The following is a 23,466-nucleotide window of genomic DNA, read 5'->3' as shown; positions in this document are numbered from 1 at the left end:
CTGCTCGCCAGACCAACAAAAACAGGGCTTCACCTTCCAGAACCAGGGACCTCAAGCACATGAAGTACAAGGCACTTTCGACCCTTGCCGCCGTCGGCATCGTTCTCGCCGGAACGCCGGCCTTCGCCCAGACGCTGAATTGGGACCTCGTCAACGAGTACGATCCCAACTCGATCCACGCCCAGGTGTCCGACAAGTTCATCGAGGAACTGAAGGCCGACTCCAACGGCGAGATCAACGTCACGGCGCACCACGGCGCATCGCTCGGCTACAAGTCCGTCGACCAGTTCGACGCGGTCGGCGACGGCGCGGTCCAGGTGGCGACGTCCTACATCGGCGCCTGGGCGGGCATCGACCCGATCTTCCTGCTTCCCTCGCTGCCGTTCCTGGCGCCGACCACCGAGGACACCTGGGCGCTCTACGAGGCCGCGAAGCCCTATTACGCCAAGGTTCTGGAAGAGAACAATCAGGTCCTGCTGTTCGCCAATCCGTGGCCGCCGTCGGGCATCTGGGCGAAGAAGCCGGTCGACAGCATGGAGGCCCTCAAGGGCCTGAAGATCCGCACCTACGATTCCAACGGCACCGTGACCATGCGCGCCGCCGGGGCGTCGCCCATCCAGCTGTCCTGGGCCGACGTGGTCCCGCAGCTCGCGACCAACGGCATCGACGCCGTCCTGACCTCGGCCGACGGTGGCGCCGCCGCGCATCTGTGGGAGCACCTGCCGGTGTTCACGGAGGTGAACTACGCGATGCCGCTGCAGATCATGCACATGAACAAGGACACCTACGACTCGCTGTCGGACGCCCAGAAGGAAGCCGTGCTCAAGGCCGCCGAGGCGGCCGAGACCTACGGCTGGGATCTCCTCGCCGAGCGGGTGAAGAACAACTACAAAACGATGCGCGACAACGGCATGACCGTGGTCGAGGACGTTTCGCCGGACTACATCGCCGCCCTGACCAAGGCCGGCGAGGAGTCCATGAAGGACTGGAAGGCGAAGTTCCCGCAGGCCGACGAACTGCTGGCCAGCTACGAGAAGGCCCGGCCGAAGCAGTAGCCCGGGCAGCCAAACGGGCCGTTGCGCACCTGCGCAGCGGCCCTTCTTCTTTGGCCGGCACGTCCCCGCCTCGTGGCCGTCCTGCGCGTGGCCGTTACGGATACCGACCGCACCCCGGGTCCCGAGGCCCCGCGTACCGCATCCGTCCCGCCACGATCACGGCGTCCGAAGACCCGGAGCGATCATGCGCATTCTCCAGATCGGAGTGTTTGCCCTCTCCCGCCTCTCGGCGGTGCTTGCCGCGCTCATCCTGATCGGCATGGTCGGCCACGTCCTGTTCGAGATCATCCTCAGGACGTTCTTCGCCACCTCGACGTTCGTGCTCTCCGAATTCGTCGGATACGGTGTTGCGGCCGTGACCTTCCTGTCGCTCGGCTACGCGCTGGAACACGGCAGCCTCATCCGGGTGAACCTGCTGATCGGCCGGCTCGAGGGACGGACCCTGCGCGTGTTCGAATGCCTCAGCGCCCTCGGCGCGCTGTTCGTCGTCAGCGTGCTGATCCGCTTCTTCTGGATCAGCGTCGAGCGCAACTGGGTGCGCGGCCGGGTGTCGAGCTCGATCGCCGAGGTGCCCATGTGGATCCCGGAAGGCCTCGTTCTCGTGGGCCTTGCCGTGTTCTGGCTCCAACTCGTCGCCTACTTCCTGCGCCAGATATCCGATGACCCGCCACCGGTTCAGCCGGACGGCCCCGGCATCCCTCAGGAATAGCGGAGCCGCTCAATGGAAGCCGTCATCTCCGCTGCCGTCGTCCTGGCGCTGATCCTGATCTATCTGGGGCTCGGCATCTGGGTCTTCGCGGGCCTGTTCCTGGTCTCGATCACCGGGCTGGCGTTCCTCCTCGACATGAACCTGACGCGCATCGGCACCATCGCCGCGTCGATCAGCTACCGCTACGCCTCCACTTGGGAGCTCGCCGCCATCCCGATGTTCATCTGGATGGGCGAGATCATCTTCCGAACCGACATCTCCGACCGGCTGTTCCGGGGGCTGGCGCCGTTCGTCGACAGGATCCCGGGCCGCCTGCTGCACACCAACGTGCTCGGCTGCACGCTGTTCGCCGCCGTCTCCGGCTCCAGCGCGGCCACCGCCGCCACCATCGGCAAGATCACCACCACCGAGCTCGCCCGGCGCGGCTACGACCGCGACCTGTCGCTCGGATCGCTCGCCGGCGCCGGCAGCCTCGGCCTGCTGATCCCGCCCTCCATCGTGATGATCGTCTACGGCATCCTGGCGGAGGTGTCGGTGAGCCGGCTGTTCGCCGCCGGCGTCATGCCGGGGCTGATGATCGCCAGCCTCTACTCCGGCTGGATCATGTTCCGCGCCCTCCTCAACCCGGAGATCGCGCCGAAGGGCGCCGAGACCTACACCTGGCGCGACCGGCTGCGGGGCCTCGGCAACATCTTCCCGATCATCGTGCTGATGGGGATCGTCCTCGGCTCGATCTACAGCGGCGTCTCGACGCCCTCCGAGGCCGCAGCCGTCGGTGTGGCGGCAGCGCTCGTCCTCGCCCTGGTGATGGGGCAGCTGACGTTCAAGCTCTTCGTCGAGACGCTGATGGGGACCCTCCGCACCAGTTGCATGGTCTGCATCATCCTCATCTCCGCCGCGTTCCTGTCGACGGCGATGGGCTACCTGCACGTGCCCGCGAACGTCGCCAAGGCGATCGCCGCGATGGATCTGTCGCCGATCGGCCTGCTCATCGTCCTGTCGCTCTTCTACATCGTGCTCGGGCTGTTCCTCGACGGCATCTCCATCGTGGTGATGAGCCTGCCCATCACCCTGCCGCTCGCCCTCCAAGCGGGCTTCGATCCGATCTGGTTCGGCATCTACCTCGTCATCATGACCGAGATGGGCCAGATCACCCCGCCGGTCGGCTTCAACCTCTTCGTGCTGCAGGGGCTGACCGGCGACCCGATCGGAAGGGTGGCCAGGGCCTCGCTGCCGTTCTTCTTCCTCATGTGCCTCGGCGTCGCGATCATCACGATCTTCCCGGAGATCGCGCTGTGGCTGCCCCGTCTGCTGTACGGCTGATCTGAAAGCTTGCCATGACCACCAGGACCTTCGACGCCCTCTCCGTCTCCACGCGGCTCGCCGACGCCCTCGCCGCGCCCGGCCAGCCCTTGCCCGCGTTCCAGGCAGCCGACCGGATCGCCGCCGAGCTGCTCGGCCACCGCCTCTTCACCATCCTCGCCTTCCGGGCCGCGGCCGGCGAGGTCGAGCGCATGTATTCCAGCCGGCCGGCGGAATATCCCCTGCTCGGCCGCAAGAAGATGGGGCCGACGCCGTGGGGCGACGTCGTCCTGAAGGGCGGCAAGCCCTGGTTCGGCGCCTGTGCCGACGACATCCGCTGGGCGTTTCCCGATCACGAGCTCATCCTGTCGCTCGGCTGCGAAACGATCCTCAACGCCCCCGTCCGCTTCGACGGACGGACGCTCGGGGTGATCAGCGTGCTCGATGGACCGGGCGCCTACGGCGAGAGCGACTTGGCACTCGTCACCTTCATGGCGCCGCATCTTGCGGCCGCCCTTCTGCTTTCAGACCAGACCCTCCAGGAGATCTGACGTGACATCCTTCATCTTCGAGAACGCATCGGTGCTGGACGTGGAGGCGGGAGACCTCCTGCCGGACCGCTCCGTACTGGTTCGCGACGGGCGCATCGCAGAGATCTCGGACACGAAGCTCTCGGCTTCCGATGCAACCCGCATCGATCTCAAGGGCAAGACGCTGATGCCCGGCCTGATCGACTGCCACGTCCACGTGACGGCGTTCACCGCCAACTTCGCCGAGCTCGCCCGCACCTCGCCGTTCTACGTCGCCGCCAAGGCCGGCGAGATCATGAACGGGATGCTGAAGCGGGGCTTCACGACGGTGCGTGATGTCGGCGGCGCCGACCACGGCCTCGCACGCGCCGTCGAGGAAGGCCTCTACGATGCCCCTCGCCTCATGTTCTGCGGCAAGGCGCTGTCACCGACGGGCGGCCACGGCGACGTGCGCGCACCTGGCGTCGAGGGCTACGAGACGCCCTACACTCAGCCGGGCCTCGGTTACATCGTCGACGGCGTGCCGGAGGTGCGGCGCGCGGCGCGCGGCGAAATCCGCCGCGGCGCGCACCATCTCAAGATCATGGGCGGCGGCGGCATCTCCTCGCCAACCGACCGCATCTCGTCTGACCAGTTCTCGGAGGAGGAAATCGCGGCGGTAGTGGAGGAAGCCAGCATGGCCAACCTCTACGTGGCGGTGCACGCGTATACCGCCCGCTCGATCGAGCGCTGCGTCAAGCTCGGCGTGCGCTCCATCGAGCACGGCAACCTCGCCACCGAGCAGTCGATCGCGCTGATGAAGGAGCACGGCGCGATCCTGGTGCCGACGCTGGCGATCTACCGGGCACTCGTCGAGGAAGGCGTGAAAGCCGGGCTTCCCGAGGAGCTCGTCGACAAGACCTACGAAGTGCTGGATGCCGGCATCAACGCCGTCGAGATGGCGTACAAGGCCGGCGTGCCGATGGCCTATGGCACCGACCTTCTCGGCGTCATGCATCGGCGTCAGCTGACCGAGTTCACGCTGCGCAAGGATGTCGTCAAGCCGGCCGACCTCATCCGCGCCGCGACGATCAACGGCGCGAAGCTGATCCGCCGCGAGGCGGAACTCGGCCTCGTCGCCACGGGCTTCCGCGCCGACATGATCGTCGTCGACGGCAACCCGCTCGACGACATCGGCGTGATGGAGAGCCCCGAGCACTCGCCACTGCTCGTCATGAAGGACGGCCGGGTGCTCGTCGATTCCCTCTGAGGCAGAGGCGGCAGCCGAAGGAGTCGTGTGTCGAGGCTCGCCGACCTCGGACCGGCCCGGGTGGAGGCGCCCCAGAGCCGGACGGTTGCCGCCCGCCCCGCCCGGCCGGCCATCGGCCTGATCGAGCCGGAGGCGCGCTGTGAGGCCACCCTCGACGGGCAGTTCACGAGCTCCCTGGCGCCGGGTGTGCCGTTTCCGCCTCTCTTGCCCAATAGTCCCAGGCGCGTGTGATCTGGCTGTCGTTGGCGGCGGCTGACGCTGCGGCCTCCTCGGGCGTCATGAAGATCGGCTCGCCGAGCTTCATCGTGTCCATCTGGATCCCGGCATTCCACTCGGTGTACACGGCGCGGAACACCGCCTGGCGGACGTCTCGTCCGACCGCCGTATAGCCATGCCCGCGCATGAGGACGACCGGCGCGTCGCCCATCACCCCGGCGAGATCGTCGGCCAGGCGATTGTCGCGGATGAGCAGGTCCGACGCCGGCCCGACGCTGTCGCGGATCTCGTAGCAGGGGCAGCCCTCCCCGAGAAAGCTGGCCATGTGCGACAGCGGCTGCAGGCTGGCGCCCTTCGCCGTCGCGAACGGAATGACCGAGCGGGCGTGGCTGTGGACGACGGCGCCGACCTCCGGGCGGGCGCGGAAGATCGCGGCATGGATGAACCGCTCCAGGTAGACCGGCGGATGATCAGGATCGGTCGGCTCTCCATCCAAGTCGTATTCGAGGATGTCGGCCGCCTCGACCAGCGCCGGCGCGCGGTTGCGCGACAGCAGGAACCGGTCCGGCGTGTCCGGATGGCGGGCGCTGACGTGACCGAAGCCGTCGACGATCGCCCGGGCATGGAGAATGTGATTGGCGATCACCAGATCGGAGACGACCTGATCGCGGTCAGACGAGTACCCGGCAGCCATGTCGCTCTCCACTCTTGAGCACGACGGCGGGAAGCGGTCCGGCCGCTCCCCGCCTTTCGTTGCGTGCGTCCACGAAGCCTCCCGCGCCGCCACGGACGGCAGCTGAATGTCCGAGCCTTCCCGTGCATCTCGCCTCATCCGCGCCCGGGATAGGCTCAACCGGTCGAGGCCGGCCTCGTGTGACGGCGGCGTTCCGCGGTCTGAATTCTTTCGCGAGCCCGCGAGATTTTCCGGCCTGCGGGTGCGCCCCCTCCTCGCCGGCGTACTTCTCCGTTCCGGAATTCTTACGCGCCATCAAATGCCGTATCCGCACCGTCGACGTCTTGGAGGCTCCCCTCTCTCATGCCGCCACCCGCCGAAGAGGGCAAGTCGCGGCTTGCGGGCACGCGCAGCCGACAGGCCTGTTTCTGAGAAGACGTCTCGCGAACCGCGGCCGTTGCAGCCGAACCTGACATTGACCGGACGGCGCCCGTGGCGACGCGTGGCCGGCTGCCGCAAGTCCGTTGACGGTGCGACTGGCGGCCCGCCCGCCATCGCCACTCGGCCGCCGGCCGCGCTCGGGAGACAGGCACCAGCAAGTCGGCCGGCACTCAGACAGGCGCGGGGGCGCTGCGGCGCAACAGCCAGACGAGATAGGTTCCGCCGACGAAGGCCGCGAGCAGGCCGGCGGGGATCTGGTAGGGAAAGGCGATCACGCGGCCGAGCCAGTCGACGACGATCATCAGCTCAGCGCCGATCAGGGTGGCGGCGACCAGGTGCGGGGCGCCGCGCACGAAGCCCGACAATCGCGCCAGGTGCGGGCCGACAAGCCCGACCAGGCTCAGCGGTCCGACGATCAGCGACGCCGCCGCCACCATCAACGCGGCCAGGAACGCGAGCACCAGCCGGCTCGCCCTGATCGGCAGCCCGAGCGAGCGGCCGACGCCGTCCCCGAGCGGCAGAATGTCGAGCCAGCGACCGAGGAGCGGCAGCGGACCAATGAGAACGATCGCCGAAAGAGCCGCGGCGGCCGCTTCCGGCATCCCGACCCTGTCGGTCGAGCCGGACATCCAGGTGAGCAACTGAAACGCCTTCGGATCGCCGGTTGCGAGGACGGCGGTGAGGATCGCCAGACAGAACGCCCCGAGGGCGATGCCGGAAAGCAGCAGCCGCTCCGGCCCAAAGCCCGTCCAGGCCGAAATCGCCAGGATCGCGAGCACGGTGACGAGTGCGCCGACCGCGCATCCGACCATCATTTCAGGCAAGGCGGGAGCCGCCGCGAAAAGAAGTACGGCCGCAAGCCCCACTCCCGCTCCAGCGCCCACGCCGAGCACCTCCGGCCCGGCCATCGGATTGCCGGTCAGCCGCTGCATCAAGGTCCCGGACGCGCCGAGAAGCGCGCCCGCGGCCGCAGCCGCGATCATCCGTGGCGCCCGAAACGGCAGCAGATCGACAAACAGGCCGCCGGTCGCCAGATGCAGGCCGTGATAGTCTCGGCCGAGCATCAACGTAAGGGCGACGAGCGGCAGGACTGCCAGCGCAACGATCCCGATCGACCGCCAGGGGCGAGGCCGCCTCCGCACACTTCGGGGCGCCGCCACCCCAAGCGATCGCTCGCCGAGCTTGAGGCGCGGCAGCAGCCACAACAGCAGCGGTCCGCCGAGGAGGCCGGTCGCCGCACCCGTCGGCAGCAGATCGCCGCCATCCAGCGAAACGACCTGCACGAGGCCGTCGGTGAGCCACAGCAGCAAAGCCCCGATCAGCGGGGCGAACATCAGCAGCTGCCGGGGCGTCCGGGCGCCGGAGAGGCGGGCGAAGGCAGGTGCGGCGAGGCCCACGAAGCCGATGATGCCGACTTCGGCCGTCACGCTCGCCGCAAGCCAGACCGCGACCGCGATCAGAAGCAGCCGGACAGAGGTCAGGGCCAGCCCCAGGCTCTTCGCGCTGGCGTCGTCCAGCGCCAGGATCGCCAGCGGACGAAGGAGAACAAGCGCGGCGCCGGTACCGATGACAAGGCGCACGGCGAGGGTGACCGTTGCGTCCCAGCCCTGCTGGTGCAGCGAGCCTGCGCCCCAGATGAAGAGCGACAGCACGTACTCGCCGTTGGCAAGCACCATGGCAGCGCTCAGGGCGGAGGCCATCAGCGAAACGGTCATGCCCGAAAGCACGACCATCACCGGCTCGAGACCCCGCTTCCAGCCGATCGCGAGCACGAGTGTCACGGCGGCGAGCCCACCGCCGAATGCCACCAGTTCCCGGGGCACGATCGCCAGCACCGAGCCGCTGATGGTGGCAACCGTCAGCGCCAGTTGCGCCCCGGACGCGATCCCCAGCGTCGAGGGATCGGCGATCGGATTGCGCAGAACCCGTTGAAGGAGCGCTCCGGAGAGCCCGAGGGCGGCGCCGGCGAGCAGCGCCGTGGCGGCCCTCGGAAGCACGCTCTGCCAGAGCAGAATGTGATCGAGCAGCCGGCTCGTCGCCGGATCGCCGGGCAACGCCGGCCGGTCGGCGACCGTGAGCACGAACAACAACGCCGCGACGACCCCGGCAGCCGTCCAAACGAGCGCCAGGCCTCTGTGAGCGCGATGGCCGACGGCGGATTCAGCCAAAGCGATGCTCCCGGTCGGGGTCGCTCAGCGCCGCCGTCAGAAGACGCGCGAAGCGGCGTGCGGCCGGCAGCGCGCCGAACGGGTCGATGGGGTCGAGCGTCACCACCCGGCCCGCCCGAACGCTCGGAAGCGCCGACCAGAAGGCGCTCCCCGGCAGGACGCGACGGGCCTCGGGCGGGATCGGCGGGATCAGGACGATCCAGGCATCCTCGATTTCGGCCAGCGCTTCCAGGCCCACCGGAGCCGTCGCCGAATAGCGCGTGGGACGGGTCCAGGCATTCCGAAGCCCCAGCCGTTCGACGACGCCGCCGAACATGGAGTCCGCCCCGAACACCCGGAAGTGCCTGGCGTCGCCGAGATTGATCGGGATCACCGGCTCGCCCTGCAGGGGCGACAGCTGCGACCGGAGCGCGGCCAACGCCGCACGGGTGTCCTCGACGAGGCGTTCGCCGGCACCCGGACGGTTCGTGGCGGTCGCGATCGTCACCGCCGCCTTCTCGGCCGCGGTAAACGGCGGCTCGCCCGTGCCGTAGACGGAGACGCTCTCGACCGGGCCGCAGAGCCGCAGCTTCGGCTCCGCCCAGGTGTAGTAGTTGGACGAGAAGATGATGTCCGGCTTGGCCAGACGGAGGGCCTCGTAGTTCGGGCTCCCGCGCAGGCCGATGTCGGCGACGCTCTCCGGCACCTCCGGTTCGACCGCGACCCGCCGGAAGAGGACGAGTTCGGCAGCCGCGACCGGCACCACGCCGATGGCGAGCAACGTCTCCAGGACGGCCCAGTCGATCGTCGCGACGCGCAGGTCGGAGCTGCGGGCGGTGGTCGGCCAGGTGGCTGCGCAGACGGCGGCCCACGTCAGGAAGCGCCGGCGCGAAAGGACGGAATTCGCAAGGCTCATAGAACGTAGGCCAACGGCTCGCCGCGCGAGGGATGAGGGAGGACGCCCATCCGCACGCCGTAGATGGCGGCAAGGATGTCGGGCTCCATGATCGCACGCGCCTCGCCGTGCGCGACGACGTCCCCTCCCCGCAGCGCCAGGAGATCGTCGCAGGTCCGCATGGCCAGGTTGATGTCGTGAAGGATGACCACGACCGCGATCCCGTCGTGCGTGTTGTCGTGGGCAAGGTCGCGCACCAGGCCGAGCACCTCCGTCTGGTGGGCAATGTCGAGCGCCGAGGTCGGCTCGTCGAGAAGCAGGCAGCGGGTATCCTGTGCGAGCATGAGGGCGACCCAGGCGCGCTGCCGCTCGCCGCCCGACAGGCTGTCGACGGTGCGGTCGGAGAAGGTCGCAAGGCCGGTCCGCGAGAGCGCCCTCTCGACCATGGCTGCATCCTCCTCGCCGAAGCGGCCGAGCGTGCCGTGCCACGGGAAGCGGCCCAGCGCGACGAGTTCACGAACGGTCATGCCGTCGGCCGCGGGCGTGAACTGCGGCATGTAGGCCACCCGCCGGGCGAAGGCCCGGTCGCCCCAATCGTGCAGCGGCTGGCCCTCGAAGCGGATCTTCCCCGTGCTCGGCTTCAGCTGGCGCGCCAGAAGCTTCAGGAGCGTCGTCTTGCCGGAGCCGTTCGGCCCGATCAGCCCGTGCACGCGGCCAGGCGCGAGCGACAGCGAAAGAGGCCTCAGGATCTCGCGATCCGACACCGCAAATCCGACGCCGTCCAGACGGAAGAGTGGCGGGGTCTCCCCCGCCACTCTTCCGTTGACCGCCGTCACCCCGCCGGACCCGGCCGCGCCGCGGGCGGGTCCGGCAACGGGCGGACCGGAGAAAACGTTTCGGCTCACCATTGGTAGGTCAGCCGTCCGATGATCGTGCGGCCGTCGCCGTAGTAGCAGCCGAACGATCCGCAGCTCGACACGTACTTCTCGTCGGCGATGTTGTTGATGTTCAGAGATGCCTTGTAGTTGTCGCCCCACTGATAGTGCACGGCCGCATCGAAGAGGGTGTTCGCCGGCAGGAGATTGTCGTTGGAATCGAGGTCGTAGCGGCTGCCGATGTAACGGACGCCCGCGCCGAAGCCGAGGCCGTCGAGCGGACCGGTGTGGAGGGTGTAGTCGAGCCAGGCGTTGGCCATGTTTTCCGGCACGTTCGCCGGTCGATTGCCGGAATTGTCGCCCTCGCTGATTTCGGCGTTGGTGAACGTGTAGCTGACCAGGAGATCGAGCCCCTGGGTCAGGCTCGCCTTGGCCGAGAGCTCGACGCCCTGCACGTGCACCTCGCCGTTCTGGATCGTCTGGTTCACGCCGTCGACGAGGGCGGTCGACTGGACGTTCTTCTGGGTCAGGTCGTAGACGGCAGCCGTGAAGAAGCCGTCGAAGAAGGTCGGCTGGTACTTGATGCCGGCCTCATACTGCTCCCCGGTCGACGGATCGAACGGCTCGCCGCCCAGCGAGGCCGGCATGTTGCCGATCACCGGCTGGAACGAGGTGGAATAGCTGACGTAGGGGGCGATGCCGTTGTCGAACAGGTAGGTCAGCCCGGCGCGGGTGGAGAACGCGCTGTCGTCCTGGAGTTGCGACGTGTCGCCGAAGTTCGACGTGGTGGTGGAATCCGTCCGCGCCCAGTCATGGCGCAGGCCGAGGGTCAGGAGCCAGTTGTCGTAGCGGATCTGGTCCTGGCCGTAGACGCCGAACTGGGTCAGCGATCCGTCGGTATGGGAAGTGTACCAGGAGCCCGACGGAATGGTCATGCCGTAGGTCGGGTTGAGGATGCTGATCGCCGGTGCCAGACCGAAGTCGTAGGTCGTGTCGGTCTTGTGGTAGCGGACGTCGAGCCCGGCGAGCAGCGTGTGGCTGACGGGGCCGGTGTTCACCGCATATTCCAGCTGATTGTCGATGGTGAACGTCCCCAGCTCCTCTTCGCTGGTCGACGAGCCGCGGTTGGCGACGAACGGATCGGTGGCGCTCAGCCCGGAATAATAGAGGGCGCTGTAGTCCCAATCGAGCCAGAGATAGCGGGCGTTCTGGCGGAAGGTCAGCTCGTTCTCGAAAGTATGCGAGAAGTCGTAGCCGAGGCTCGCGAGGGTGCGCGCCGAGGTGTTGTAGTCCGGATCACCGAGATACAGGCTGCGCGGCGCGCTGTAGCCGTTCTCCGAATCCAGCGTGTATTCGAGCGGCAGTCCGACCGGCGTGCTCGGCTCGTCGTACTGGATGTTGGCGAGAACCGTCAGCGAGGTGACGGCGGACGGCTGCCAGGTCACCGCCGGCGCGAAGAAGTAGCGGTTGTCCTCGACGTGGTCGGTTTGCGTGCCGCCGTCGCGGATGAGGCCGGTCAGGCGGTAGGCGAGATCGTCGCGGCCGAGAACCGGGCCGCCGAGATCGAAACTGCCGGTGTAGCGATCATAGCTGCCGGCCTGGAGGTTCACCTCCCCGAACCGCTCAAAGACCGGGCGCTTGCTCACCATGTCGATGAGACCGCCCGGGTTGCCCTGGCCGTAGAGCACCGAGGAAGGGCCGAGGAGCACGTCGATGCGCTCCAGCCCGTAAGGCTCGATCGATGTTGAGCCATTTTCACGGATCAAGGCGAGGCCGTTGAGATACTGGCTGCTTGCGGCGGAAAAGCCGCGCAGATAGGGCGTGTCGAAGCGTGGATCGGTTCCCCACGGCGTGCCGAAGACGCCCGGCGTGTAGTTCAGCGCTTCTCCGACATTCTGGGCCGCCTGGTCCTGGATCTGGTCGGCGGTGACCACCGACACCGACTGCGGTATCTCGACGATCGGCGTCGCCGTCTTGGCGCCGGTCAGCGTAACCTTCGCGACATAGCCCGCCACAGGACCGGTCGCGGCAGCCGCTCCCGTCGTCCCCTCGATGTTGATGGTCGACAGCTGCACGGCCGCATTGTCCGATGTTTGCGCGGCCGCACCGATCGGCGTCAGGCAGGCAGCCAAGGTGCACCAGGCCAGAGGCGGCCGCATCACTCCACGCAAGTCCATCATCGTCTCCGTAAATCCGCAGGTGCTCGCTCGACCAGTCCAGAATTATTCAAATATAAATCTGATCACTTTGCCGATTTGGCTCAGCCGGGATCATATCAATTGCAGTTATGGGTGGATTGTCCATTTTTGACATGGATTGAATAGTTTTGCGATGATATTCAGAACTCGAAGTGTCGATCCTGGAGACGGGATCCGCGCGAAGTTTGCTTGAAATTTATCTAAAATACTCGAATTCGAAACGTGTTACGTCCAGAGGTGGTGTGTGATGACGTTCATGCCGGAGATGACGTCCACCCTCGAGGGCATCTCGGTCCTCGAGGATCTGCGCTGGCGCCGCTGGAACGGCGTCATCGCCGACGTGTGGTATGTGGCCTGCGCGGAAGGCGCGTGCGGCGAGTACGTGTCGAAGAACGCGCGCCTGTTTGTGCTTCTGGAAAAGGAGGGCGGCGACTTCCACGTGACGACGAGCCCGCGCGGACCCGAGGTCTCTGGTGTCGGGGGGCCCGCGCACCTGAGCTTCGTGCCTGCCGGCCTGCCGCTCTGGTCGCGGACCGAACAGGCCAAGTGCATCCGCCATCTCGATCTGCATTTCGACGTCGCGACGCTCGCCGAACGGCTCGGGGAGGATCTCGACCCGGAGCGACTTCAAACGCCGAACCTGATGTTCTTCGACGAGCGTCTGCTCGCGCTGGCGCGGTTGATCGCGGCGGAATGCACCGGCCCCGACCTTCACCACGACCTCTATGGCGACGGGCTGACGCTGGCCCTGTTCATCGACCTGATGGGCATCGGCCGTGCCGAGCCGGCCAATCAGCCGCAGCTCGCCTCCTGGCAGCTTCGCCGCGCGACGGAGTTCATCGAGGAAAACTGCCTCAGGAACATTCGGCTCGAGGAACTGGCCGAGCTCACCCAGCTGTCCCAGTCCTATTTCAGCCGCGCCTTCAAGGTGGCGACCGGAAGTCCGCCGCACCAGTGGCACATGAAGGCGCGGATCCGGAAGGTCCAGGAAATGCTCTGCGCCTTGGAGCTTCCCCTGACGGAGATCGCCGTCGCGGCCGGCTTCGCCGACCAGGCGCACTTCACCCGCGTCTTTCGCCGCATCGTCGGCACCACGCCGGCGGCCTGGCGCCGTGCGCATCGCACGTGAGCGTATCGGCCGACGCAAACCGGCGCGGATGCGTTTCGGCCACGGCGGCGGGAAGGACCTGTCCCTCCCCTCTCCCGCTCAGGATGCGGGACGCGACCTGAGCTGGTCGCGGATGTCGATGAGCACATCCAGCTCGGACGGACCGGTCTTCACCTCGGGCTCCACATCGTCCGGGCGTTCGGCCTTTGCGCGGATCCGGTTCACCGCCTTCACCAGCATGAAGACGACGAACGCGATGATCAGGAAGTTGATGCAGGCCGTCAGGAACGCCCCGTAGGCGAAGATCGCCGCACCGGCGTCGCGCGCAGCCTGCAGCCCAACCCCGGCCGGCACGTCGCCGGACAGCACCACGTACATGGAGGTGAAATCGATCCCGCCGATGATCAGTCCGATCACCGGGTTGATCAGGTCCTTGACCACGCTCTGTACGATCGCGGTGAAGGCCGCGCCGATGATGATGCCGACGGCAAGGTCCATGACGTTGCCCTTGGCAATGAAGTCGCGAAACTCCCTGATCATGCCCTCGCCTCCTTCTCTGCGAATCCATCTGCCGGTTGGACAGAAACTATCTCATGCGCCAAGACGCCCGCACAACGGGCGTTCAGGTGAAGCGCCGAAACCCCGTGCTGAACGGTTGGCTCAGCGGTCGGCTCCGGCCGCACCGGTGGCCGGCGCACCGTCGCGCCGTCCTTCCTCGATCGGGCCGATCACCCGGCGGCCATAGCGCCAGCTCCATGCCGACATCAGCCCGAAGAAGGCGATCCACATGGTCTCGCTGACCGGCAGAAACACTTCGAGCGGCAGCAACGGGATGAGGATCAGGCGAAGGATCGCCTCGGCAAACAGCGCAATTGTCCAGGCAAGGGTCAGTGTCCGCATCGCCTGGCGGTAACGCGGCACGTTCTCCCACAACGCCTCGCCCTCGCTGCGCGCCTCCGCGCTGTCGCCTGTGGCGATGTAGTAGACCAGCGGGCGCTTCAGGAGGAGCGACACGCCGAAGACGACTCCCACGACGCCCGTGATCAGCGAACCCTTGGCGAGAAGAAGCTTCGGGTCGTCGAGGACGAGGGAACCGACGATCGACGCGGCTGTCGCCGCCAGGACGATCAGCCCGATTGCCTGCACCCGCCGCTCTTTCACGGCCGAGAGGATGATGGAGAAGACAGGAAACAAGGCGCCCACCGCCAGCGCCGTGACGGTCGCCACGCCGAAATAGTGGGCGAGGACGAGGTAGGTGCCGTACGGCAGCGCAACGTTGACGATGAGGTCTTTCTTCATGCGATCCGCCCCTGCTTCGGCTGCCTGGAAAACATGGGCGACGCTGGCGCACCGCCGCCGGCGGACCGCCGTCCATCCGCACGCCCTGCCAACCTCGGGCGGCTACTACACGCCGACCGGCCTGGAACGGTCAACCTTTGCCATCCCGGCCGAGCGTCGCTGAGCGATCCCCCCTCGCGAACCGCCGGGGAATGCGAGACGCGCCCCACGAAAAAGCGGCGCCGGACTTGGCCCGACGCCGCCTCAAGCCTGCCGATCGTGGAAACGATCAGCGCGCGCGCTGGCCGAACAGCACCGACTGGGCGTTCTTGTCGGAGGCGAGCTGCATCTTCTCGCGTTCCTCCTTGCCGACGAGAACCGCCTTCTCGACGGCCGGACGGGCCATGAGCGCGTCGAACCAGCGCTTCACGTTGGGGAACTCAGCGATGTCGATGGACTGGTTCTTCCAGGAACGGGCCCAGCCGACGATCGCCATGTCGGCGATGGAGTATTCGTCGGCGACGAAGTCGCGCCCCTCCAGGCGCTTGTTGAGCACCCCGTAGAGCCGGTGCGTCTCGTCCTGATAGCGCTTGATGGCGTAAGGAATCTTCTCCGGCGCGTAGTTGGAGAAGTGGTGGTTCTGGCCGAGCATCGGGCCGAAACCGCCCATCTGCCACATCAGCCATTCCTCGACGACGACGCGCTTGCGCTCGTCGGCCGGGTAGAACTTGCCGAACTTGCGGCCGAGATACATCAGGATCGCCGCCGACTCGAAGATCGAGATCGGCTTCCCGTCCGGCCCCTCGGGGTCGACCATGGCGGGCATGCGATTGTTGGGCGAGATCGCCAGGAACTCCGGCTTGAACTGGTCGCCGGCACCGATGTTCACGAAGTTGACGTTGTAGGGAACGCCCAGTTCCTCGAGCATGATGGTGATCTTCCAGCCGTTCGGCGTCGGCCAGTAATAGAGCTCGAGCGGGGCGGTCTGTGTCGCAGCCATGGGAACGTCTCCGGTCCGTTGCGCGCGCTTCGGGAACGAGCCCAACGCCTTCCCGGTCGGGTGGAAACACCGGCGGGCCTGGGCTCTGTCGGCCGGCCAGGTCGAAGCGCATGAGCGGCCAGCCGACGCTTGCCGCTACACTTAATCCCCTGCTGTCCGCGACACAATCACGTGCCACGGCACGGAGTGGTGATCGCGAACGCAGATCGCCGCGCGGGAGGCCCCGTGCGGCGATCTGGAAGGCACGACCGACAGGCCGGATCAGGCGACGGCGGCGAGCAGACGCTCGATCACGTAGTCGACCTCGTCGTCGGTGATGTCCGGTCCCATCGGCAGGCTGAGCACCTCGGCGGACAACCGCTCGGACACCGGCAGTTCCTCGCGGCCCGTCAGGTACTTGGCGAAGGCCGGATGCCGGTTGAGCGGGATCCGGTAGAACAGCGCCGTCGACACGCCGTCGGCTTGGAGCGTTGCGCGCACGGCGTCGCGGTTCGGCAGCCGGACGGTGTAGAGCGCCCAGGCGGAGCCGACGCCCTGCTCGTTGAGCGGCGTGGCCACCGCATCGGAGAGCGCCGCGTTGTAGCGCTCGGCCACTTCCTGGCGGCGGGTGAGCTCGTCGGCAAACACCGACAGCTTCGCCTGAAGCACGGCGGCCTGGATGGTGTCCAGGCGGCCGGTCATGCCCAGGCGCAGGGCCTCGTCGCCGTCGCCCTGGCGGCCATGGGTGCGGATCTGGCTGACCGCTTCGGCCAGCTGGTCGTCTTCGGTAAACACGGCCCCGCCGTCGCCGAAGGCGCCAAGCGGCTTGGTCGGGTAGAAGCTCGTGCACGAGATCGGCGCAAGCGCACCGACCGAGGTATCGCCCAGACTGCCGCCGAAGCTCTGGGCAGCATCGGCGACGACCTGGATGTTGTGGCGCGCCGCGACCTCCGCGATCGCCGGATAGTCCGCCGGGCGGCCGTAGAGATCGACCGGCATGACCGCGAGCGGGCGCAGCACGCCGTCGGCGACGACCTTGGTCACCACGGCGTCCAGCGCCGCCGGATTCATGTTGAACGTCGTCTCTTCCACGTCGACGAAGACCGGCGAAGCGCCGACCGACGCGACCACACCGGCGGTGGCGGAAAACGTGAACGCCGGCACGAAGACTGCGTCGCCGGGGCCGGCGCCGAGCGCCATCAAAGCCATGATCAGAGCGTCGCGACCCGACGAGACGGCGATGCAGTGGCGGGCGCCGGCAAAGCCGGCCAGCTCGCGTTCCAGCGCATCGACTTCCGGGCCGAGAATGAACTGGCCATGGTCGAGCACACGGGAAATGCGGGTGTCGATGTCGGACCTCAGCCGCGCCTGCTGGCGCTTCAGATCGAACAGCGGCACGGAGTGGACCGGGGCGGACGCGACGACAGCTTCACTGCTACGCAACAACCTATCCTCCTTCACAGGACCCAGACGCCGGACACACGCGGACGAAAGGGCACAAGAACACGGGCTTCAGGCCCGGATGCAGCACGACCATCGTGCCGTCCGGCCTGGGAGCAATTCCCCTTCAGACCGAAGCGGCCTGAACGAGGAAAAATGCTCAAGATATTGATTCCAGGACATTTTCGACCAAGTGATCCGTTGGCCGGAAAGGCCCTAGAGAATGTCGGGCGCCATTCGGCCGTTGCCGGCGGGCGTCATGGGCGCCGGGAGCGCGAAGCGGCCGAGGCGTCCCTCGACGCTTTCCATCACCCCCTGGGCGATTTCCAGCGCCTCGCGGCCGACGCGGCCATCGACCATCGGGCGCGTACCGTTGCGAACGCAGCCGACGAAATGGGCGATCTCGTTGGCGAGACTGTCTTCGCGCTCGATTTCGTGGGCCTGGGTGCGCACGGCGGCAAGGCCGTCGGTCTGCAGGTCGCCGGTGCGGTCGAACTCGAAGATTGCCGACTGGCCGAAGTCGCAGACCGTGTAGCGATCCTGCTCGAACACCCGGGTGATGCGCTCCACCTTCTCGCCGATCCGGTTGGCGGTCACAGTGGCGACCACGCCATTCGTGAACGTCAGGCGCGCATTGGCGATGTCGGACGTCGGATTGACGACCGGCGTGCCGACCGCCTCGATGCTCTCGATCGGCGCGCCGGCAAGCCCGGCAACGATGTCGATGTCGTGGATCATTAGGTCCAGCACCACGTCGACGTCGTTGGCACGCTCGCGCACCGGACCCGTGCGCACGCTCTCGATGAAGAGCGGCTTGCGCACGCGCGCTGCGAGCGCGCGGTAGACCGCGGAAAAGCGCTCGATGTGGCCGACCTGCAGCACCAGGCCGCGCGCGTCGGAAAGCGCGATCAGATCGTCGGCCTCCTCGAGCGTCGAGGTGATCGGCTTCTCGATCAGGCAGTGGATGCCGGCGGACAGCAGCATCCGCGCCGTCCGGTGATGGTAGGGCGTCGGAACGGCGATCGAGACCAGGTCGACGCGGCCGACGAGATCGGCGGGATCGGTGAAGACCTCGCAGCCGTGCTCGTCGGCGATCGCCTGCGCACGGGTGCGATCGGCGTCGACGACGGCGGCAAGGGTCACATCTGGGTTGAGCGCATAATGGCGAGCGTGGAAGCGGCCGAAATAGCCGACGCCCACGACGCCGGCGCGTAGGGGACTAACCATGCTGCGGTGCCTAACACAGGCATTCGCGGACGGGGAGAGGGCAGCGCATCCGGGCCGCCCCGCTTTCGCCGCCTTCTCGCCACGTTCGCTCACATGGCGTCGTAGTCGAGCACCACCTTCGGGGTCGTCGGGTGCGACTGGCAGGTGAGCACGAACCCCGCCTCAAGCTCCCAAGGCTCTAGAGAATAATTGAGATCCATCGTCACCGCGCCTTCCAGAACCTTGGCGCGACAGGTGCAGCACATGCCGCCCTTGCACGAATAAGGGAGGTCCAGACCTGCCCGAATTGCGGCATCAATTATCGTTTCACCGTCTTTCACCGACAGGGAAGTGGTCGTTCCATCGACGATCACGTCGGCGGAGGCCGATTCGGCAGCGTCTTCGACAGGGACCTTGCGCACGGGCGGCGCGGCGGTGATCTCGCTGCCGGCCGGCGTGAACAGCTCCACGTGCAGCTTTTCCTCCGGGACATGCATCTCGGCCAGCACCTTGCGGGCGCCCTCGATCATCAGGCCCGGGCCGCAGACCAGGAAATGGTCGACGTCGGCCGCCGGCATGACGTGGGTGAGGAATGCCCTCACCTTCTCCGGATCGAGCCTGCCCGACAGGATCGGTACGTCCTGCGCCTCGCCGGAGAGCACGTGGACCACCGACAGGCGGTCGAGAAAGCGGTCCTTGAGGTCCTCGATCTCGTCCTTGAACAGGATGCTCTGGGCCGAGCGGTTGCCGTAGAACAGGAAGAAGCGGCTCTTCGGCTCGCGGGCGAGGATGGTCTTGATCTGCGCCATGATCGGCGTGATGCCGGAGCCGGCGGCCATCGCCACGTAGACCTTCGACTGGGACGGATCCACCGGCACCACGAACCGGCCCATGGGCGTCATCACGTCGAGGTTGGTGCCGGCGGCGAGACCGTCGTTGGCGAATGTCGAGAACGCGCCGCCGTCGACCTTCTTCACCGCGACGCGGATCTCGCCGTCGTCGACGCCGGAACAGATCGAATAGGAGCGGCGCACTTCCGCGCCGTCGATGTCGGTCTTGAGCGTCAGGTACTGGCCCGGCTCGTAGTGGTAGGCGTCCTCAAGATCGGACGGAACGTCGAACGCGATCGACACCGCGTCCGGGGTCTCGCGGCGCACATCCTTGACGGTCAGCGTGTGGAAGCGAGGCGACATTCCGGTTTCTCCCCTGCCCGCGGCATCTGTCTAGGCGCGGATCTCAATGTGTTGTCATCGCAAGGCCGGACCGCAGACCGTGCCCGCCCGTCTCGGGCCTCAACCGGACCACGCGTTTAGCGAGCTGGCGCGAGCGGCCTCCAACGAAGCCTCAGTGGCACTTGAAGTAGTCGAACGGTTCGCCGCAGCTGGTGCAGCGCCACAGCGCCTTGCAGGCCGTCGAGCCGAACTCCGCCAACCGCTCGGTCTCATGCGACCCGCAGCGCGGGCACGCCACCTCGTCCTCGCCGAACAGCGCGTGGCGGCCGGTCTGCCCGGACGGCGGCGCGATGCCGTAGTCCTTCAGCTTCGCCCGGCCCTCTTCGGTCAGCCAGTCGGTGGTCCAGGCCGGCGACAGCACGGTGTTGACCTTCACGTCGGAGAAGCCGGCGTTGCGCAGCGCGACATCGACGTTGATCGCGATCATGTTCATGGCCGGGCAGCCGGAATAGGTGGGCGTGATGTCGGCGACGACGGCGCCCTCGTCGTCGACCCGGATGCCGCGCAGGACGCCGAGGTCGGCGATCGTCAGCACCGGGATCTCCGGATCTGTCACCGTCGCGGCGGCGCCCCAGGCGCGGCGCTCGAGCTCCGTACGATCGGCAGTCATCGGTCCGCTCGCCATCTCCCGGCCCTCCGCCCTACCAGCTCGCGCCCGGATAGGCGCGCTGCAGGAACTGAAGGTCGGCGAGGATGAGGCCCAGATGCTCGGAATGGCGGCCGCCGCGGCCGCCCGTCTGCATCCATCCACCCGCCGGCCGGGTAAGGCCCGCCTCGGCGAACACCGCGTCGATGGCGGTTTCCCATTCGGCCTTGAGGGCCGCCGGATCGACCGCGATGCCGCGCTCGATCAGCGCCCGGTCGGCGTCGTCGACCTCGAACATCTCGCCCGTGTACATCCACAGGTCCTCGAGCGCCGAGGCGATCTTCTCGTGGCTCTCGTCGGTGCCGTCGCCCAGCCGGATCACCCATTCGGCCGAGTGGCGGACGTGGTAGGCGACCTCCTTCTCGGCCTTGGCGGCGATCGCGGCCAGCGTCTCGTCCTTGGAGCCCATCAGCTTGCGCCAGTAGGGCAGCATGAACGCCGAATAGAGGAACTGCCGCATGATGGTGGCCGCGAAGTCGCCGTTCGGCTGCTCCACCAGCAGCACGTTGCGGAAGCCCTCGGCGTCGCGCAGGTAGGCGAACTGGTCCTCGTCGCGGCCCTGGCCCTCCGCCTCGCCGGCGTAGGCATAGAGCGCGCGCGCCTGGCCGATGAGGTCGAGCGCGACGTTGGTCAGCGCGATGTCCTCCTCCAGCATCGGCGCATGGCCGCACCATTCGGAGATGCGGTGGCCAAGCACCAGCGCGTTGTCGGCGAGCCGCAGGGTGTAGAGGACGAGCGGCGAGGCGTCGTCGATATGAAGGGTGGTCATCGTGGTCTCCTCCCCGCTTCCACCGTCTTCGACGCGGTGCAAGCGGTCGTCCGTCACATGTTTCCGACTTCTTCCGGGATCTCGTAGAAGGTCGGGTGGCGGTAGATCTTGGAGCCGGTGGGCTCGAACAGCATGCCCTTGTCGTCCGGATCGGACGCGATGATCTCGGTGGACGGCACCACCCAGACCGACAGGCCCTCGCTGCGGCGCGTGTAGACGTCGCGGGCGGCCTGCAGCGCCATCTCGGCATCGGCCGCATGGACCGAGCCGACGTGGCGGTGGGCCATGCCGTTGCGGGAACGGATGAACACTTCCCAGAGCGGAATCTTCTTCTCAGCCATGACGATGTCTCCCGGCAGCCCGCGCTCGGGCTGCCCTTTCAGAACCAGTGAACGTGGCGGCTCGGACTGCCCTGCCGATCAGGCCGCCTGCTTCTCGGTCGCCGCCGCGGCGGCGGCCTTGCGGGCGCGGCGCTTGTCGCCATAGGCCATCGCGGCCTCGCGCACCCAGGCACCGTTGTCGTGGGCCGCGCGGCGCTGCTTGAGCCGCTGGCGATTGCACGGGCCGTTGCCGGCGACGACCTGCTGGAATTCCTCCCAGTCGATCTCGCCGATGTCCCAGTGGCCGGTGTCCTCGTTGAACTTCAGCTTCGGATCCGGGATCTCGAGGCCGAGGAAATGGGCCTGCGGCACCGTGGCGTCGATGAACTTCTGGCGCAGCTCGTCGTTGGTGAAGCGCTTGATCTTCCAGGCCATCGACTTGCCGGAATGAACGGACTCGCCGTCCGGCGGACCGAACATCATCAGCGACGGCCACCACCAGCGGTTCAGCGCATCCTGCGCCATTTCCTTCTGCTCGGGCGTGCCCTTGGCGAGCGAGATCATCAGCTCGTAGCCCTGGCGCTGATGGAAGCTCTCTTCCTTGCAGACGCGGATCATCGCGCGGGAATACGGGCCGTACGAGCAGCGGCAGAGCGGGATCTGGTTCATGATCGCCGCGCCGTCCACCAGCCAGCCGACGGCGCCGATGTCGGCCCAGGTCAGCGTCGGATAGTTGAAGATCGACGAGTACTTGGCCTTGCCGGCCAACAGCTCCTCGACCATCTCCTCGCGGCTTTTGCCGAGGGTTTCGGCGGCGGCGTAGAGATAGAGGCCATGACCGCCCTCGTCCTGCACCTTGGCGAGCAGCGCGGCCTTGCGGCGCAGCGACGGCGCGCGGGTGATCCAGTTGCCCTCCGGCAGCATGCCGACGATCTCGGAATGGGCATGCTGGGCGATCTGGCGGGCCAGCGTCTTGCGGTAGCCCTCCGGCATCCAGTCGTTCGGCTCGATCCGCTCCTCGTCGTCCACGCGCTTCTGGAAGCGGGCTTCCAGCGCGGCGTCGTCGGTGTCGGTCTCGATGTCGAGATTGTTGAGTGCCTGGGTGTACATGCCGAAGACCTCCCTGACGGTTCCGATTGCGGGCGATGGCCCAGCATCAGCTTCCTATCTGGAACGATTATATGTGACAGAAGTTCCTTCAGTCAAGATCATTTCCGTAACATGTTGCGCCGCGACATGACGCTGCCGCCAGGCCGTGAACGGGCTCGATCAGCTATGCTGTGGGGCGCCTCAGATCCCGGAATCGCTCGCGGAAGCTCTCGTCCGGCGGCGGCAGTCGGCCGTCGACGCATTCGCCGTTCTGGTCGAGCCAACGCTCCGAGCCCGCCACCAGCCGCCGGTAGATGCGCGCCGCGAGCGCCCGCGCCGCATGGCCGGGCCAGTCCTCGGGCAGCAGCGCATCGGGGAGCAGCGGGTCGCGCAGCACCAGGCGTCGGAACTCGTGGATCAGCAGGATGCGGGCGATCAGCCGGTCGAGATCGGCCAGCGCCTCGCCCCGGTCGAGGGCGGCATCGAGCGCGGAAAACGCATCGACAAACCGCCGATAGCCGGCAGCCACCGCCTGCAGCTGGAACGCCTCGCCGGCCAGCACCTGCGCATCCGCCGCGCTCCCCGCAGCATCCAGCCAGACGATGCCGGCGAAGGCCGGCGTGTTGCCGGAAAACAGGTCGCCCTCGGCGGTGGCAGGTGCCAGAAACACGGTCGGCGACAACTGGCCGAAGCCGTGCCCCTTCAGCATGTCCCGCTGGGCGGTGCGGATCTCGCCGGACGCAGTGAGGACCGCCAGCCGCCAGTTGCCGGCCCAGTCGGGCGGCGCGGCGAAGTAGATGCGGCGGGTGGCGTCGGCGAACGCCCGGCTGCCGCCATCGGACAGCCGGTAGAAGCTCTTGCGGCCGATGCGGGTGCGCTCCAGCCAGCCTTCGCTGGCCAGCCGCGACATCGCGGTGCGCACCAGCCGGTCGTCGATGCCGATCGCTTCGACGATTCGCGACAGGGTACCCAGCCACAGCTCGCCGCCGCGCGGGGCGACCGCATCGCCATAGATGGTGATCATCAGCGACCAGGCGCGGATGGGCGAGCGGGCGTGGAACGCCGCGATCAGCGGGGAAATCGCATTGGAGGTGTCGGTTGCGACCATC

General features: G+C 67.3%; 23 protein-coding genes. 7 read left to right on the top strand and 16 right to left on the bottom strand.

Annotated elements, in window-relative coordinates; all coding sequences use genetic code 11:
• Positions 1–59 precede the first annotated feature (59 nt).
• The 5 genes from ACSSVZ_RS18555 (at position 60) to ACSSVZ_RS18535 (ending at position 4,845) form a co-directional block, all read left to right on the top strand.
• Positions 60–1,055 carry a TRAP transporter substrate-binding protein gene (locus ACSSVZ_RS18555; RefSeq protein WP_453972214.1) on the top strand — a complete coding sequence of 332 codons (996 nt, stop codon included), beginning with the start codon at positions 60–62 and terminating at the stop codon, positions 1,053–1,055.
• A gap of 184 nt (positions 1,056–1,239) precedes the next feature.
• The gene (locus ACSSVZ_RS18550; protein WP_453972213.1) at positions 1,240–1,764 is read left to right on the top strand and encodes a TRAP transporter small permease subunit; all 525 of its coding nucleotides are present in this window, start codon (positions 1,240–1,242) and stop codon (positions 1,762–1,764) included.
• Between the two features lie 12 nt (positions 1,765–1,776).
• Complete coding sequence (locus ACSSVZ_RS18545; protein ID WP_453972212.1) at positions 1,777–3,087, top strand: TRAP transporter large permease; 1,311 nt, start codon at positions 1,777–1,779, stop codon at positions 3,085–3,087.
• A 14-nt stretch (positions 3,088–3,101) separates the two neighbouring features.
• The gene (locus tag ACSSVZ_RS18540; protein WP_453972211.1) at positions 3,102–3,617 is read left to right on the top strand and encodes a GAF domain-containing protein; all 516 of its coding nucleotides are present in this window, start codon (positions 3,102–3,104) and stop codon (positions 3,615–3,617) included.
• 1 nt (position 3,618) lies between these two features.
• A complete protein-coding gene (locus ACSSVZ_RS18535; protein ID WP_453972210.1) occupies positions 3,619–4,845 on the top strand; it encodes an amidohydrolase family protein in 1,227 nt (408 codons plus the stop codon).
• A gap of 163 nt (positions 4,846–5,008) precedes the next feature.
• Here the strand turns inward: ACSSVZ_RS18535 and ACSSVZ_RS18530 are convergent, their stop codons facing one another.
• The 5 genes from ACSSVZ_RS18530 to ACSSVZ_RS18510 form a co-directional block, all read right to left on the bottom strand.
• Complete coding sequence (locus ACSSVZ_RS18530; RefSeq protein ID WP_453972209.1) at positions 5,009–5,755, bottom strand: class II aldolase/adducin family protein; 747 nt, start codon at positions 5,753–5,755, stop codon at positions 5,009–5,011.
• Between the two features lie 590 nt (positions 5,756–6,345).
• The gene (gene fhuB / locus ACSSVZ_RS18525; protein WP_453972208.1) at positions 6,346–8,343 is read right to left on the bottom strand and encodes a Fe(3+)-hydroxamate ABC transporter permease FhuB; all 1,998 of its coding nucleotides are present in this window, start codon (positions 8,341–8,343) and stop codon (positions 6,346–6,348) included.
• Complete coding sequence (locus ACSSVZ_RS18520) at positions 8,336–9,238, bottom strand: iron-siderophore ABC transporter substrate-binding protein (RefSeq protein WP_453972207.1); 903 nt, start codon at positions 9,236–9,238, stop codon at positions 8,336–8,338. Before ACSSVZ_RS18520 ends, fhuB begins: the two co-directional genes overlap by 8 nt.
• Positions 9,235–9,981 (bottom strand): ABC transporter ATP-binding protein, encoded by a 747-nt coding sequence (locus tag ACSSVZ_RS18515; RefSeq protein ID WP_453972206.1) that lies wholly within the window; start codon positions 9,979–9,981, stop codon positions 9,235–9,237. The genes ACSSVZ_RS18520 and ACSSVZ_RS18515 overlap by 4 nt, the downstream gene beginning before the upstream one ends.
• A 137-nt stretch (positions 9,982–10,118) precedes the next feature.
• Positions 10,119–12,167: a TonB-dependent siderophore receptor gene (locus ACSSVZ_RS18510; protein ID WP_453972205.1), complete on the bottom strand. Its 2,049-nt coding sequence runs from the start codon at positions 12,165–12,167 to the stop codon at positions 10,119–10,121.
• A 370-nt stretch (positions 12,168–12,537) separates the two neighbouring features.
• Between ACSSVZ_RS18510 and ACSSVZ_RS18505 the strand changes: the two genes are divergently transcribed.
• Complete coding sequence (locus tag ACSSVZ_RS18505) at positions 12,538–13,419, top strand: helix-turn-helix domain-containing protein (RefSeq protein WP_453972204.1); 882 nt, start codon at positions 12,538–12,540, stop codon at positions 13,417–13,419.
• Positions 13,420–13,497: 78 nt separating this feature from the next.
• Here the strand turns inward: ACSSVZ_RS18505 and mscL are convergent, their stop codons facing one another.
• Both mscL and ACSSVZ_RS18495 read right to left on the bottom strand, forming a co-directional pair.
• On the bottom strand, positions 13,498–13,938 hold the full coding sequence (gene mscL / locus ACSSVZ_RS18500; RefSeq protein ID WP_453972203.1) for a large conductance mechanosensitive channel protein MscL: 441 nt from the start codon (positions 13,936–13,938) through the stop codon (positions 13,498–13,500).
• A gap of 120 nt (positions 13,939–14,058) precedes the next feature.
• Positions 14,059–14,697: a VC0807 family protein gene (locus ACSSVZ_RS18495; RefSeq protein ID WP_453972202.1), complete on the bottom strand. Its 639-nt coding sequence runs from the start codon at positions 14,695–14,697 to the stop codon at positions 14,059–14,061.
• Here ACSSVZ_RS18495 and ACSSVZ_RS18490 point away from each other — a divergent pair.
• Positions 14,696–14,860 carry a hypothetical protein gene (locus ACSSVZ_RS18490; RefSeq protein WP_453972201.1) on the top strand — a complete coding sequence of 55 codons (165 nt, stop codon included), beginning with the start codon at positions 14,696–14,698 and terminating at the stop codon, positions 14,858–14,860. The genes ACSSVZ_RS18495 and ACSSVZ_RS18490 overlap by 2 nt on opposite strands.
• A gap of 105 nt (positions 14,861–14,965) precedes the next feature.
• Here the strand turns inward: ACSSVZ_RS18490 and ACSSVZ_RS18485 are convergent, their stop codons facing one another.
• From ACSSVZ_RS18485 to paaX, 9 genes are all read right to left on the bottom strand, one after another.
• Entirely contained in the window at positions 14,966–15,676 is a 711-nt protein-coding gene (locus ACSSVZ_RS18485) for a glutathione S-transferase N-terminal domain-containing protein (protein WP_453972200.1), read from the bottom strand.
• 261 nt (positions 15,677–15,937) lie between these two features.
• Positions 15,938–17,098 carry a DegT/DnrJ/EryC1/StrS family aminotransferase gene (locus tag ACSSVZ_RS18480; RefSeq protein WP_453972199.1) on the bottom strand — a complete coding sequence of 387 codons (1,161 nt, stop codon included), beginning with the start codon at positions 17,096–17,098 and terminating at the stop codon, positions 15,938–15,940.
• Between the two features lie 213 nt (positions 17,099–17,311).
• Complete coding sequence (locus ACSSVZ_RS18475) at positions 17,312–18,322, bottom strand: Gfo/Idh/MocA family protein (RefSeq protein ID WP_453972198.1); 1,011 nt, start codon at positions 18,320–18,322, stop codon at positions 17,312–17,314.
• An 89-nt stretch (positions 18,323–18,411) separates the two neighbouring features.
• Positions 18,412–19,494 (bottom strand): 1,2-phenylacetyl-CoA epoxidase subunit PaaE, encoded by a 1,083-nt coding sequence (gene paaE, locus ACSSVZ_RS18470; RefSeq protein WP_453972197.1) that lies wholly within the window; start codon positions 19,492–19,494, stop codon positions 18,412–18,414.
• A 151-nt stretch (positions 19,495–19,645) separates the two neighbouring features.
• Complete coding sequence (paaD, locus tag ACSSVZ_RS18465; protein WP_453972196.1) at positions 19,646–20,143, bottom strand: 1,2-phenylacetyl-CoA epoxidase subunit PaaD; 498 nt, start codon at positions 20,141–20,143, stop codon at positions 19,646–19,648.
• Between the two features lie 31 nt (positions 20,144–20,174).
• Complete coding sequence (gene paaC / locus ACSSVZ_RS18460; protein WP_453972195.1) at positions 20,175–20,948, bottom strand: 1,2-phenylacetyl-CoA epoxidase subunit PaaC; 774 nt, start codon at positions 20,946–20,948, stop codon at positions 20,175–20,177.
• Positions 20,949–21,001: 53 nt separating this feature from the next.
• The gene (gene paaB / locus ACSSVZ_RS18455; protein ID WP_453972194.1) at positions 21,002–21,289 is read right to left on the bottom strand and encodes a 1,2-phenylacetyl-CoA epoxidase subunit PaaB; all 288 of its coding nucleotides are present in this window, start codon (positions 21,287–21,289) and stop codon (positions 21,002–21,004) included.
• Positions 21,290–21,367: 78 nt separating this feature from the next.
• Entirely contained in the window at positions 21,368–22,378 is a 1,011-nt protein-coding gene (gene paaA / locus ACSSVZ_RS18450) for a 1,2-phenylacetyl-CoA epoxidase subunit PaaA (RefSeq protein WP_453972193.1), read from the bottom strand.
• Between the two features lie 163 nt (positions 22,379–22,541).
• Positions 22,542–23,465: a phenylacetic acid degradation operon negative regulatory protein PaaX gene (gene paaX / locus ACSSVZ_RS18445; protein ID WP_453972192.1), complete on the bottom strand. Its 924-nt coding sequence runs from the start codon at positions 23,463–23,465 to the stop codon at positions 22,542–22,544.
• Position 23,466: the final 1 nt, after the last annotated feature.

The organism is Amorphus sp. MBR-141 (assembly GCF_053628695.1).
This window is presented reverse-complemented; position numbering and strand designations above follow the sequence as displayed.